Source organism: Blastococcus sp. OS1-29, from assembly GCF_057628075.1.
This window is the reverse complement of record NZ_JBXXJK010000005.1, coordinates 347,640-360,579: the sequence shown is the minus strand read 5'-3', so window position 1 is coordinate 360,579 and position 12,940 is coordinate 347,640. Positions and strand designations below refer to the sequence as shown.

Sequence of the window (12,940 nt, the reverse complement as noted above, 5' to 3'; positions counted from 1 at the left end):
CTACGGAGCGCCGTCCGGCCTCGGCTGGGCGACCTCGCAGGCTCGGCCGCCTACGCTGGGGGCGTGGTGTTCACCAGACTTCTCCGTGCCGGTGAGGGCAAGATCCTCCGACGGCTCTCCAAGATCGCCGACGCCGTCGAGTCGCTGGCCGACGAGGTCGGCGCGCTGACCGACGCGGAGCTGCGCGCCAAGACCGACGAGTTCAAGGAGCGCTACGCCGAGGGGGAGTCCCTCGACGCGCTGCTGCCGGAGGCGTTCGCCGTCGTCCGCGAGGCCGCGACCCGCACCCTGGGGCAGCGGCACTACCGCGTGCAGCTGATGGGCGGGGCCGCGCTGCACCTGGGCCAGGTCGCCGAGATGAAGACCGGTGAGGGGAAGACGCTGACCGGTGTGCTGGCGGCGTACCTCAACGCCCTGGCGGGCAACGGCGTCCACGTGGTCACCACCAACGACTACCTGGCCGCCCGCGACGCGGAGTGGATGGGGCGGGTGCACCGCTTCCTCGGCCTGTCCGTCGGCACGATCGTCTCCGGCCAGGCGCCCCCGGTGCGGCGCGAGCAGTACCTGTGCGACATCACGCACGGCACCAACAACGAGTTCGGCTTCGACTACCTCCGCGACAACATGGCGTGGAGCAAGGACGACCTCGTGCAGCGCGGCCACCACTTCGCGATCGTCGACGAGGTGGACTCGATCCTCATCGACGAGGCCCGCACCCCGCTGATCATCAGCGGTCCCGCCGAGACCAGCGCCAAGTGGTACGGCGAGTTCGCCCGCATCGCGCCGCTGCTCAAGCGCGACGTCCACTACGAGGTGGAGGAGGGCAAGCGCACCGTCGCCATCACCGAGGAGGGGGTCGAGTTCGTCGAGGACCAGCTCGGCATCGACAACCTCTACGAGGCGGTCAACACGCCGCTGATCGGCTACCTCAACAACTCGCTGAAGGCCAAGGAGCTCTTCCACCGCGACCAGCAGTACATCGTCGCCAACGGCGAGGTCCTCATCGTCGACGAGTTCACCGGTCGCGTGCTGGCCGGCCGCCGCTACAACGAGGGCATGCACCAGGCGATCGAGGCCAAGGAGAAGGTGAACATCAAGGACGAGAACCAGACGCTCGCCACGATCACCCTCCAGAACTACTTCCGGCTCTACGAGAAGCTCTCCGGGATGACCGGCACGGCCTCCACCGAGGCCGCCGAGCTGCACCAGACCTACAAGCTGGGCGTCACCCCGATCCCGACGAACAAGCCGATGATCCGCGAGGACCGCTCCGACGTCATCTACAAGACGGAGAAGGCGAAGTTCGACTCGGTCGTCGAGGACATCGCCGAGCGGCACGAGGCCGGCCAGCCGGTGCTGGCCGGTACGGCGAGCGTCGAGAAGTCCGAGGTGCTCTCGAAGTACCTGCTCAAGCGGGGCATCCCGCACGAGGTGCTGAACGCGAAGAACCACGCCCGCGAGGCGGCGATCATCGCCCAGGCCGGGCGGCTCCGTGCGGTCACGGTCGCCACCAACATGGCCGGCCGCGGCACCGACATCGTGCTGGGCGGCAACCCCGAGTTCATCGCCGACGAGACCCTGCGCGCGCGTGGGCTGTCGCCGGCGGACACGCCGGAGGAGTACGAGGCGGCCTGGGACGACGCGCTCGAGGAGGCCAAGACCCAGGTCAAGGCGGAGCACGAGCAGGTCGTCGAGGCCGGCGGCCTCTACGTGCTGGGCACGGAGCGGCACGAGAGCCGCCGCATCGACAACCAGCTGCGCGGCCGCTCCGGCCGGCAGGGCGACCCGGGGGAGTCGCGGTTCTACCTCTCCCTGGGCGACGACCTGATGCGCCGGTTCAACGGCCCGATGCTCGAGTCGATGATGACCACGCTGCGGGTGCCCGACGACCAGCCGATCGAGTCGAAGATGGTCAGCCGGGCGATCCGCTCGGCGCAGACCCAGGTCGAGGCGCAGAACTTCGAGGTCCGCAAGGACGTCCTCAAGTACGACGAGGTGCTCAACCGCCAGCGCACCGTCATCTACGGCGAGCGACGTGAGGTGCTCGAGGGCGCCGATCTGCACGTGCAGATCCAGTCGATGGTCGACGACGTGATCAGCGCCTACGTCGACGGCGCGACCGAGACCGGGTACGCCGAGGACTGGGACCTCGAGCTGCTGTGGGCCGGCCTCAAGGCGCTCTACCCGGTCGGCCTGGACCGTGCCGAGCTGCTCGACCGCGTCGCCGACGGCGACCAGGCCGCGCTGTCGGCCGAGACGCTCAAGCAGGAGCTGCTCGCGGACGTCCACCGCGCCTACGACGAGCGCGAGACGGCGCTGGGCTCGGAGGTCATGCGCGAGCTGGAGCGCCGGGTGCTGCTGAGCGTGCTGGACCGGAAGTGGCGCGAGCACCTTTACGAGATGGACTACCTGCGGGCCGGCATCCACCTGCGCGCGATGGCCAACCGCGACCCGGTCGTGGAGTACCAGCGCGAGGGTTTCGACATGTTCAACGCGATGCTCGACGGCATCAAGGAGGAGTCCGTCGGCTTCCTGTTCAACCTGGAGGTGAAGTCCAAGGAGGAGCAGGAGGCCGAGGCGGCCGCGAAGCAGGCCGAGGCCGAGGCAGCGGCGCTGGCCGCCGCGCAGGAGGGGACGGCGCGGGTGCTCGCCCGCCAGGCCGCGGAGGCCGCCGCCGCTGCGCCATCGGCCGCCGAGCCGAAGGCCCCACCCAGGGCCACCGCCCGCAAGGGCGCTCCCCAGGCGCCCACCGTCGGCGCCCCGAAGCCGTCGGGCACCGGGCCGCAGCTCAACGTCAAGGGCCTGGACGCGCCGCGGCCCGCGGAGAACCTGCAGTACTCCGCGCCCACGCTCGACAGCTCGGCGAAGGAGAGCGGACCCGCCAAGGCGGCGAAGTCAGCGACGGTGACCGGCACCAAGGAGACCCCGCGCAACGCACCCTGCCCGTGCGGGTCGGGCAAGAAGTACAAGCAGTGCCACGGCGCCGCCGGCCGGTAGGCGCCCTCCGCTGACGCCCGCGCCCTGCCGATGCCGTTCGGTGGGGCGCGGTTGCCGCGGTCAGTCGCCGGGCCCTGCAGCGGGCAGCAGCAGGCTGAACACCGGGGGCCGGGTGCGCGAGAGCACCAGCCGGCCCCCCTCGGCCTCCGCGAGCGCACGCGCGAGGGCCAGACCGATTCCGTGCCCGGGCGAGCCGCCGTCCCGGCTGCGGAACACCTCGTCGGGGTCGGGGGGCCCGTCGCCCTGGTCGCTGACGTCGATCGCGACCGTCCCGCCCGCGTCGCGCACCTCGAGGTCGACGCGGCCGGTCCCGTGGACGACCGCGTTGTCCAGCAACACGTCGACGACCTGCCGCACCGCGGCTTCCGAGGCGAGGGCGTCGGGCAGCGGGGACGCGATCGTCGCGTCGAGTCGCCGGCCGCGCCCCTCGAGGACGGGTGACCACGCGGCCGTCCAGTCCGTCACCAGGGCCTTCAACGGCAGGACCGCCCGGTCCCGTGGCGCGTGCCGGGCCAGGGAGAGCAGGTCCCCGATGGTCCGCTCCAGCCGGTCGGCCGACTCCAGGGCCCGGACGACGGCGGTCCGCTGGGCCCCGACCGGTGCGTCGAGCGCGGTCTCCAGCGTGAGCCGGAGCCCGGTGAGCGGGGTGCGCAGCTGGTGGGAGGCGTTCGAGGAGAAGGCGCGCTCACGGGTGACGAGGTCGTCCAGACGGTCGGCGGTGACGTCGAGCGCCGACCCGGCGGCGTCGATCTCGGGGATCCCGCTGGCCGTCGTGCGGACGCTGAAGTCGCCCTCACCGAGCCGCTGGGCCACGCCGGCCAGGGACTCCAGCGGAGCGGACAGCCGGCGTGCCTGCTGCCGGGCGAGCAACCACGTCGCGCCGACCGCGACCACCCCGAGGGCAAGCATCACGCTCCAGGCCCCGGCGATCCGCAGCCAGACGCCGGGATAGGGGCTGGCTGCCCGGATCACGGCGGTCACCGTCGTGCCGTCGGTGACGGGGACGGCGACGGCCAGCCCGCCCGGTGCATCGGAATCGTTGGCGACCTGACCCCCGACGGCGTCCAGCACGACGGGATCGGCGCGAGCCGGTCCCGTCCCGGTCAGGCGTGTGCCCTCGGGACTGTAGAGCGCGAGCACGATGTCCGATCCCGTCGCAGGAAGCGAGGTCACCGGCTCCTCCCGGGCCAGGTGGGCCGCCACGCCGATGGCCGCGACGTCGGCGACGTGCTCGGCCTCGGCTGCCTCGTCCCCGAGCATCGACACCGCCACCGCGTAGCCCAGGGGTATCCCGAACAGCGTGATGGCCAAGGCCGCGGCGGCGAGGGCGAGCGTCACGATGCGCCGGCGCACTCAGGCCCCGCTGCCGGAGCGTTCCATGCGATAGCCGTGGCCCCGCAGCGTGGTGATCGGCGGCGGCGCCTCGGGGCCGGCGACCGCGGCGAGTTTGCGACGGATGGCAGCGACGTGGACGTCGAGTGTCTTGGTCGAGCCGTACCAGTGGGCGTCCCACACGTCGGCCATGAGCGTCTCGCGGCTCACCGCGTTGCCGGCGTCGGCCGCCAGCCGGGCGAGCAGTTCGAACTCCTTGGTGCGGAGCACCACCTCGAGGTCGTCGACCGTGACCCGACGTGCCGCGGCGTCCACCACCAGCCGCCCGACCACGAGCTGCTCCTGGCTCGGCGGCACGACCGCCTGCCGGCGCAGGTGGGCGCGCACCCGGGCGAGCAGCTCGCCGAAGCGGAACGGCTTGGTGAGGTAGTCGTCGGCGCCGGCCTCCAGACCCACGACGACGTCCATCTCGTCGGTGCGCGCGGTCAGTACCACCAGGACCATGCCGGGGGAGGAGGCGCGCAGCCGCCGGCAGACCTCGATCCCGTCCAGGTCGGGCAGGCCCAGGTCGAGCAGTGCCATGTCGAAGGCGCGCCCGGCCGCGGCATCGAGCCCCTTGCGGCCGGTGCGCTGCCAGGACACCGAGTGACCGTGCGCTCGGAGGCCACTGCTCAGCGCAGCGCCGATCGTCTCGTCGTCCTCGACGACCAGCAGGTCTGCCATGCGTTGACGCTAGGACGTGGACCTGTGCGTCGCCTGTGCGTCGCCTGGGTCACCTCTCTCTGCGAGTTTGCCGTCCGCTCACCTTCGGCGAACCGGCCGGTTCCCGGCCTCCGACCACGGTGGACGCATGGGGACACCGACCGTGGGGACGAGGCCGTCGCGGGTGCTGATCGTCAGCGGGAGCGTCGGCGCGGGCCACGACGGCGCCGCGTACGAACTCGCGGCGCGACTCAGCCGCTCCGGAGTGGAGGTCGAGGTGCGGGACTTCCTCGACGCGGTGCCCCGCCCGGTGGCCCTGTTGCTCCGCGAGGGGTACACCGCCACGGTCCAGCGGACTCCGCTGGCCTTCGAGATCCTCTTCCACCGGCTGGAGCGGCGTGGCGTCCTCTGGCAGGTGGAGCAGCTGATCTGCGCGCACGGCGCCCGCGGCGTGGCACGGTGGGCGGCCGAGTTCCGGCCGGACGTGGTCATCGCCACCTACCCGCCGGCGAGCCAGGCCGTCGGAGCCTTGCGGGCCGACGGCCGCCTTCCGGTGCCGGCGTACACCTATCTCACCGACCCGGCCGCGCATGCCAGCTGGCTGCATCCGGCGGTCGACCGCCACCTGACCGTGACCGCCGCGACGGCGGCCCAGGGCGCGGCCGCCTACGGGGTGAGCATGGACGTGGCGGGTCCCCTCGTGCCGGAGCGGTTCGCGCAGCGTCTCCCGGCGGACGAGGTGGCCACGCTGCGCGCCGAGATCGCGCCCGCCCACGACCGTCCGCTGGCCCTGCTCGCCGGCGGCTCGCTCGGCCTCGGGGACGTGCGCACCACGGTCCACGACGTCGCCGCTGCAGGCTTCACCGCCGTGGTCCTGTGCGGCCGCAACGAACGGCTCCGTCGGAGCCTCGCCGGCCAGGGCGTCGTCGCTCTCGGCTGGCGGGACGACGTGCACCGGCTGCTGCAGGCCGCGGACGTGCTGGTCCAGAACGCCGGCGGGCTGTCGTTCACCGAGTCGCTCGTCGCGGGTCTCCCGGCCGTGACCTACCGGCCGATCCCCGGCCACGGGCGGGCGAACGCGCGGGTGCTGGACGAGGCGGGGCTCGCCCCGTGGGCCCGCGACCGCGCGGAGCTGGCCCGGCACCTGCGCGAGCAGGCGGCGCGCGGCCGCACCGAGCACCGCTTCCCCGACCCGGCCGAACTCATCCTCGGGAGGGACGTCCCGATCACCGGGGCGCTGTCCGCGGAGGTGGCGGCATGAGAAGGCTCGTGCCGGCTCTGGCGCTGCCGCTGGCCGGTGCCGCGCTGGTCCACGCGCTGCCGGCGGTGACGGCATGCGGCCCGGTCCGCCGGCTCACCCCGGGGCTGGCCGGGGAAGGCCGCAGCGGTGGTGTTGCGCTGACCTTCGACGACGGCCCGGATCCGGCGGGCACCCCGGCGGTGCTCGACGCCCTCGCCGGCCTGGGCTGGCGCGCCACCTTCTTCCTGCTCGCCTCTCAGGTCCGCCGCCACCCGGACATGGCGCGGCGGATCGTCGACGCGGGCCACGAGGTGGCCGTCCACGGGACGATCCACCGCAACCACCTCGTCCGCACGCCGATGGGCATCCGGCGCGACCTGCGTGTCGCCATCCGCGAGGTCGCCGAGGTGACCGGCGTCCGCGCCCGCTGGTTCCGTCCTCCGTACGGGGTCATCAGCGCCGGAACGGTCTGGGCCGCCCGCGACGTCGGCCTCACCCCGGTGCTCTGGACGGCGTGGGGGAAGGACTGGCGCGCCGGGCCGCCCGGCGACGTGGTGGCCGAGGTGATGAGCACGCTCCGCGACGGCGGCACCGTGCTCCTGCACGACTCCGACTGCACCAGCCGGCCCGGCTCGTGGCGGTCCACCGTCGCTGCGTTGCCACTGCTCGCGGCCGGGCTGGGGGACCTGGAGGTGCGGACCCTCGGCGACCACCTGGACCCGTCGTGCTGATCGCGGTCCTGCTCGCGCTGGCCGGAGCGGGCGCGTTCGCCGTCTCGACGGTCGTGCAGCACCGGACGGCGACCGACACCGCCGTGGCCGGGGGAAGCCGATGGTTGGTGCGCCTTGCCCGCCGGCCCGCGTGGCTGGCCGCCCAGGCCGCCGCCGCCCTCGGCGTGGCCCTGCACGCCGGCGCGCTGCACACGGGCCCGGTGGCGCTCGTGCAGCCACTGCTGGCCGGCGGGCTGGTGTTCGCCCTCGCGCTCGGTGCCTGGGTCGACCGGCGGCAGCCCGGCCGCCCGGGACTCGGCCGAGGTCAGTGGGCCGCCGCACTCGCCGTCGTCCTCGGTCTGACCGGCTTCCTCCTCTCGGCCCGACCGGCGTCGGGGGCGGCGACCGCGCCCGGTGCGGGACTCGCGCTGGTGGCGGCTGCCGCCCTCCTCATCGCCGCGGCGGCGGTGCTCGCGACCGGGGCGTCGGGGCGGTCGCACGCGGCGCTCGTCCGCGGGGTGGCTGCGGGCGTCTGCTTCGGGGTCACGGGGCTGCTGCTCAAGCAACTGCTGGGTGTCCCCCTGCCGTCGTGGTCCGCGGCCGGCACGGCGGGGGAGATCGCCGTCGTGGCCCTGGCCGGGATCTACACGTCCCAGACGGCGTTCGCCGCCGGGGCGCTCGTCGAGTCGCTGCCGGTGACCACCGTCCTGGAACCCGCGATCGCGGTCCTGCTCGCGGGACCGCTGTTCGGTGAGTCGCTGCTGCCCGGGGCCGGCGCCCGGCTGGGACAGCTGGCCGGTGCTCTCCTCCTGGGTGCTGGGCTGGTCGTGCTCGCCCGACGAGGGCCGGCGGCGGCCGACGCCGGCGGGGACGGGCCCGTGCCGGAACCGTTCGAGCGGCGTTCGGGCGAACTGGCGGGGGTGGTCCCGTGAACACGCTCATCGTCCTGGTGGCCCAGTACCTGCTCGTCGGGCTCGTGCTGCTCGCCGGGGTGACCTGGCTCGCCCTCGATCGGCGCGGGAAGCAGCGTCTGGCCGTCGAGGCCGTGCTCGGGCTCGCCGTCCTGGGGCTGGCCATCTGGGTCGCGGCCGCCCTGCACGTCGATCCCCGCCCGTTCGTCCACGATCCCTCGTCGGCTCCGCTGTTCGCGCACCCGGCCGACAACGGGTTCCCCTCCGATCACGCCGCCGCCGGTGGCCTGCTGGCGGCCCTGGTGTTCCGGTACCGCCGATCCTTGGGCGTGGTCGTCGGTGTCGGCGCGGTGCTGGTCGGTGTCGCCCGGGTGGCGGCGCACGTGCACCACGCGCAGGACGTCGTGGCCGGCCTGGCGCTCGGCGTACTCGCGGGTTCCGCCGCCATCCTGCTGATCGGAGTCGTCCGCGGGATCCTCGCCCGCCGACAGTCCGTGGGCACGTGAGCGCCCCTGTCGAATCGCGGGCACGTGAGCGGCTGGCCACCGCAGCCCTCCTGGGGTCCACGGCCCTGCTCTACCTGGTCGGCCTGGATCGCAGCGGCTGGGGCAACTCGTTCTACGCCGCCGCGGCGCAGGCGGGGGCGCAGAGCTGGAAGGCGTTCTTCTTCGGCGCCTCCGACGCCGCAGCCACCATCACCGTCGACAAGCCCCCGGCCGCCATCTGGGTGATGAGCCTGTCGGTCCGGCTGTTCGGTCTGTCGAGCTGGTCGCTGCTCGTCCCTGAGGCGCTGCTGGGTGTGGGGGCCGTGGCGCTGCTGGTGGCCACCGTCCGCCGGGTCGCCGGCCCGTGGGCCGGCCTGCTCGCCGGCGTGCTGCTCGCGGTGACGCCGGTGCTGACGCTGATGGCTCGGGTCGACGATCCGGACGTCCTGCTGACCGTCCTCCTGGTGGCGGCAGCATGGAGCACCACCCGCGCACTCGAGGACGGGCGGCTGCGCTGGGCGCTGCTCACCGGCGGCCTGCTGGGATGCGCCTTCCTGACCAAATCCATGGCGGCGCTGCTCGAGGTGCCGGGTCTGGCGGGGGCCTTCCTGCTCGCCGCGCCGGGGCCCCTGCGCCGTCGGGTGGGCTACCTCCTGGCCGCCGCCGGCGTCCTGGTGGTGGCCGGCGGGTGGTGGCTGCTGGTCGTGGAGCTGATACCGGCGACGTCCCGGCCATGGGTCGGGGGCAGCGCGACGAACAGCCCCCTCGATCTCGCCCTCGGCTACAACGGGGTCGGTCGGATCACCGGCGACGAGAGCAGTGCCGGCGTCCGGGTCATCGGCCGTCAGTCCCCGCTGCGGCTGTTCGGGCTCGCCGCGGATCAGGTGGGGTGGCTGCTCCCGACCGCCGTCACGGGGCTGACCGCCGGCCTGGTGCTCCACCGCGGACGGCCGCGGACGGACCCCGTCCGGGCCGCGTTGGTCCTGTGGGGCGGCTGGGCGCTGACCACGGCTGTGGTGTTCAGCCTCATGCAGGGCACGTGGCACTCCTACTACACCGTCGAGTTGGCCCCGGCGGTCGCTGCCCTGACCGCGCTGGGGGCGACGCTGCTCTGGCGGCGGCACACCGGGCGGAGTCTCGCCGTCCTCGGCGCCGGGTCGCTGGCAACGACGGCGTGGGCGGTGTCGCTGGTGGACCGCCGGATGGCCCCGGACGGCTCCGTCGCCGTGCTCGTGCTGGTCTGCGGTCTGATCGGTGTACTCCTGCTGGCCGCTGCGGGCACCGTCAACCGGTCCGTCGCGCGGATGGGTGCCGTGTTCCTGCTCGTCGCGGCCATGGTGGGTCCCGTGACCTGGTCGGTCGCCACGGCCGGGGCGCCGCACACCGGCAGCGCCGTGCGTGCCGGCCCGGTGAGCCGAACGCGGCCGGCGCCGGTCGCGACCACCGGCCCGGGCTCGGTGTCCGCGGCCCTGACGCGCCTGCTTCGGCAGGACACCGACGACTGGACCTGGACGGCCGCCACCGTCGGCCGCCGTGCCGGCGATCTCCAGTTGGCTGCCGACGCGCCGGTCCTGCCGGTCGGGGGATTCTTCGGCCGCGATCCGGCACCGAGCCTGATCGAGTTCGAGGCCGACGTGCGGTCACACCGCATCCACTGGTACGTGCCCGGCCTGGTCGGGCGGGGGACGGCCAGGCAGATCGACCGTTGGGTGCGCCGGCAGGCTCCGGCGGTCCGGGTGGGTGCCACGACCGTCTACGACCTCGCGGCGCTGGCGGCGGGACACTACGAGGACGCGACGTAGTCCGTCGTCGTCCCGGAGGATGCCCCGATCGAGCTGCTGGGCCCGCTGGCGTGCGGCATCTCGACCGGCGCCGGCGCGGTGTTCAACACGCTGCGCCCGGGGCCGGGCGCCAGCCTGGTGATCTACGGCGTCGGCGCCGTGGGACTGGCCGCGGTGATGGCGGCGCGGCTGTCGCCGGCCAGGACGGTGATCGCCGTCGACCGGCACCCGGCCCGGTTGGCGCTCGCCGAGGAGCTGGGTGCGACCCACACGGTGAACGCCGACGACGCCGACGCCGTCGCCGAGGTGCACCGCATCTGCGGTGGCCCGGCCGACTTCGCGCTGGAGTGCACCGGCGTCATCCCGGTCGTGCGCCAGGCCGCGGACAGCGTCGGGATGCTCGGCACCTGCGTGCTGATCGGCGGGGCCCCCGCGGGAGCCGAGTTCGGCCTGGACCACCTCACGACGCTCTGGGGCAAGCGGATCGTGGGCACACTCGGTGGCAGCGGCCGCAGCGAGACGCTGATCGGCACTCTGGTGGAACTGCAGCGGCAGGGCCGGTTCCCGATCGACCGGCTGGTCCGCTTCTACGAACTGAAGGAGATCGACGAGGCCCTCGAGGCCAGCCACCGAGGGGACGTGCTCAAGCCCGTCCTCACGATGCCGCACTGATCGACAGGAGAACGAGGACATGGGACTGCTCGAGGACGGCGCCTGGCAGGGCAAGGTCTGGACCGGGACGTGGAGCGACAGCTCCGGCGGGACGTACGACGCGGTGGAGCCGGCGACCGGGGACGTGATCGCCCCGGTCGGGAAGGCGACGCCGGAGGACGTGCACACCGCGGCGGTGCGCGCGGTGGAGGCGCAGCGGTCGTGGGCCGCGCTGCCGTTCGAGGAGCGGGCGCGGGTGCTGCGCCGGGCCGGTGAGGTGCTCGAGGCCAACGCCGAGGAGATCAAGGGCTGGCTGGCGCGGGAGTCCGGGGCCATCCAGCCGTTCGGTGACTTCCAGGTGCACACCAGCGCGCAGGAGTGTTTCGAGGCCTCGGCGCTGCCCTCGCACCCGTACGGCGAGCTGCTGCGGACCGGCTCGCCGCGGCTGTCCTTCGCCCGCCGGGTGCCGGCCGGCGTGGTCGGCGTCATCGCGCCGTTCAACGTGCCGACGATCCTGGCGATCCGGGCCGTCGCCCCGGCGCTGGCGCTCGGCAACGCGGTGATCCTCAAGCCCGACCCGCGGACGGCGATCTCCGGTGGCGCGATGTTCGCCCGGGTCTTCGAGGAGGCCGGACTGCCGGCGGGCGTGCTGCAGGTCCTCCCCGGCGGCGCGGACGTGGGGGAGGCGCTCGTCGTCGAGCCCGCCGTCCGCGTCATCGCCTTCACCGGGTCCACCCGGGCCGGGCGCGCGGTGGGTGCCCTGGCCGGTCAGCACCTCAAGCGGGCGCACCTGGAACTGGGCGGCAACTCGGCGCTGATCGTGCTTCCGGACGTCGACGTCCGCGCGGCCGCCTCGGTGGGCGCGTGGGGCACGTTCTCCCACCAGGGTCAGATCTGCATGGCCACGTCGCGGCACCTGGTGCACCGCGACATCGCCGAGGAGTACACGCAGATCCTCACCGAGAAGGTGGAGAAGCTGCCCGTCGGGGACCCGTTCCGCGACCAGGTGGCGCTGGGCCCGCTGATCGACGCCGGTCAGCGCGACCGGGTGCACGGGCTCGTGACCGCCAGTGTCGAGGGCGGCGCCACGGTGCGCACCGGCGGCACCTACGAGGGACTGTTCTACCGGCCGACGGTGCTCGCCGACGTGTCGGTGGACGCCCCTGCGTACCAGGAGGAGATCTTCGGGCCGGTGGCTCCGGTGACGCCGTTCTCCTCGGTGGACGAGGTCGTCGATCTGGCCGCCGGCACCGAGTACGGGCTCTCGCTGGGCATCCTGACGCGCGACGTGTACGCCGGGTTGCAGCTGGCCGAGCGGATCCCGTCCGGACTGGTGCACATCAACGACCAGACCGTGAACGACGAGGCCGTAGCGCCGTTCGGTGGGGTCGGCGCCTCCGGCACCGGCTCCCGCCACGGTGGCCCGATGGCGAACATCGAGGCCTTCACCGAGACGCAGTGGGTCACCCTGCGCGGGGACCTGCCGGCCTACCCCTTCTGATCCCACGGAACGCCCGTTCCCCTCGGACGCCAGCGCCCCCGCCGAGCCTTCACGGCGGGGGCGCTGTGCACGTCCGGGTTCAGCCGATCTGCAGCGCGGTGCAGCGCCAGTGGCCGTCGATCCCCTCGAGTCGCGCGGCCACTGCGTGCGCCCGGCCGTCCCTCCGTGCGACCGCGCTGACCTCGGCGACGCCGTCGACCGGCTCGGACACGTGGACGCGGCCGACCAGTAGCGGCGCCGTGCCGGCGGTGCACCAGCCGGGCCGTCGTCCCCCCGACAGCGCGGCGAAGACCCCGGCGGACGTCAGCGCGCGCAGCTGGGCGAGCGGTCGCCGTCCGGCCATCGCCTCGAGCGCGAGCAGGAACAGCCGGCGACCCGCGACCCGGGGATCGGGCAGCTCGCTGCGGCTGGACCAGGTCGGGCCGAAGTCGTCGTCCCGAGGCAGTCCGGCGGCCGGGCGCACGCGGGGCCCCGGCCGGTGGAGGGGCCGGGGGACGGCGACGCCGGGGTGGAGCAGCCGGACCGGGATCCGCTCGTCCTCCAGTGGGGGCTGCGGGGTGGGGACGACGACCAGCCGCAGCGGCGGGCGCTGGGGCCTGGTCGTGGGGCGGAGCGAGGCGGTCATCGGGA

At 74.0% G+C, this 12,940-nt stretch carries 11 protein-coding genes; 8 read left to right on the top strand and 3 right to left on the bottom strand.

Going from position 1 to position 12,940, the window contains the following annotated elements; translation table 11 throughout:
* The first annotated feature begins 63 nt into the window (after nt 1-63).
* A complete protein-coding gene (gene secA / locus AC2H4J_RS15345) occupies nt 64-2,997 on the top strand; it encodes a preprotein translocase subunit SecA (protein WP_487465736.1) in 2,934 nt (977 codons plus the stop codon).
* Nucleotides 2,998-3,057: 60 nt separating this feature from the next.
* On the opposite strand, the gene AC2H4J_RS15340 is transcribed toward secA, so the two are convergent.
* Nucleotides 3,058-4,350, bottom strand: coding sequence for a sensor histidine kinase (locus tag AC2H4J_RS15340; RefSeq protein WP_487465735.1), 1,293 nt, complete (start codon nt 4,348-4,350; stop codon nt 3,058-3,060).
* The gene (locus AC2H4J_RS15335; protein WP_487465734.1) at nt 4,351-5,052 is read right to left on the bottom strand and encodes a response regulator transcription factor; all 702 of its coding nucleotides are present in this window, start codon (nt 5,050-5,052) and stop codon (nt 4,351-4,353) included.
* A gap of 127 nt (nt 5,053-5,179) precedes the next feature.
* Between AC2H4J_RS15335 and AC2H4J_RS15330 the strand changes: the two genes are divergently transcribed.
* From AC2H4J_RS15330 to AC2H4J_RS15300, 7 genes are all read left to right on the top strand, one after another.
* Entirely contained in the window at nt 5,180-6,292 is a 1,113-nt protein-coding gene (locus AC2H4J_RS15330) for an MGDG synthase family glycosyltransferase (protein ID WP_487465733.1), read from the top strand.
* Nucleotides 6,289-7,002 (top strand): polysaccharide deacetylase family protein, encoded by a 714-nt coding sequence (locus AC2H4J_RS15325; protein WP_487465732.1) that lies wholly within the window; start codon nt 6,289-6,291, stop codon nt 7,000-7,002. The genes AC2H4J_RS15330 and AC2H4J_RS15325 overlap by 4 nt, the downstream gene beginning before the upstream one ends.
* A complete protein-coding gene (locus AC2H4J_RS15320; protein WP_487465731.1) occupies nt 6,996-7,913 on the top strand; it encodes a DMT family transporter in 918 nt (305 codons plus the stop codon). The genes AC2H4J_RS15325 and AC2H4J_RS15320 overlap by 7 nt, the downstream gene beginning before the upstream one ends.
* Nucleotides 7,910-8,398 (top strand): phosphatase PAP2 family protein, encoded by a 489-nt coding sequence (locus tag AC2H4J_RS15315; RefSeq protein WP_487465730.1) that lies wholly within the window; start codon nt 7,910-7,912, stop codon nt 8,396-8,398. Before AC2H4J_RS15320 ends, AC2H4J_RS15315 begins: the two co-directional genes overlap by 4 nt.
* Nucleotides 8,395-10,179: a glycosyltransferase family 39 protein gene (locus AC2H4J_RS15310; protein WP_487465729.1), complete on the top strand. Its 1,785-nt coding sequence runs from the start codon at nt 8,395-8,397 to the stop codon at nt 10,177-10,179. The genes AC2H4J_RS15315 and AC2H4J_RS15310 overlap by 4 nt, the downstream gene beginning before the upstream one ends.
* Before the next feature lie 78 nt (nt 10,180-10,257).
* Nucleotides 10,258-10,830 (top strand): zinc-binding dehydrogenase, encoded by a 573-nt coding sequence (locus tag AC2H4J_RS15305; protein WP_487465728.1) that lies wholly within the window; start codon nt 10,258-10,260, stop codon nt 10,828-10,830.
* Nucleotides 10,831-10,849: 19 nt separating this feature from the next.
* Nucleotides 10,850-12,310 (top strand): benzaldehyde dehydrogenase, encoded by a 1,461-nt coding sequence (locus AC2H4J_RS15300; protein WP_487465727.1) that lies wholly within the window; start codon nt 10,850-10,852, stop codon nt 12,308-12,310.
* Between the two features lie 79 nt (nt 12,311-12,389).
* On the opposite strand, the gene AC2H4J_RS15295 is transcribed toward AC2H4J_RS15300, so the two are convergent.
* Entirely contained in the window at nt 12,390-12,935 is a 546-nt protein-coding gene (locus AC2H4J_RS15295) for an Rv3235 family protein (protein WP_487465726.1), read from the bottom strand.
* Nucleotides 12,936-12,940: the final 5 nt, after the last annotated feature.

Excerpts from the sequence above, each read along its gene's own strand:
- AC2H4J_RS15335 (WP_487465734.1), bottom strand. The coding sequence starts at position 5,052 with ATGGCAGACCTGCTGGTCGTCGAGGACGACGAGACGATCGGCGCTGCG.
- AC2H4J_RS15330 (WP_487465733.1), top strand. The coding sequence starts at position 5,180 with ATGGGGACACCGACCGTGGGGACGAGGCCGTCGCGGGTGCTGATCGTC.
- AC2H4J_RS15325 (WP_487465732.1), top strand. The coding sequence starts at position 6,289 with ATGAGAAGGCTCGTGCCGGCTCTGGCGCTGCCGCTGGCCGGTGCCGCG.
- AC2H4J_RS15300 (WP_487465727.1), top strand. The coding sequence starts at position 10,850 with ATGGGACTGCTCGAGGACGGCGCCTGGCAGGGCAAGGTCTGGACCGGG.
- AC2H4J_RS15295 (WP_487465726.1), bottom strand. The coding sequence starts at position 12,935 with ATGACCGCCTCGCTCCGCCCCACGACCAGGCCCCAGCGCCCGCCGCTG.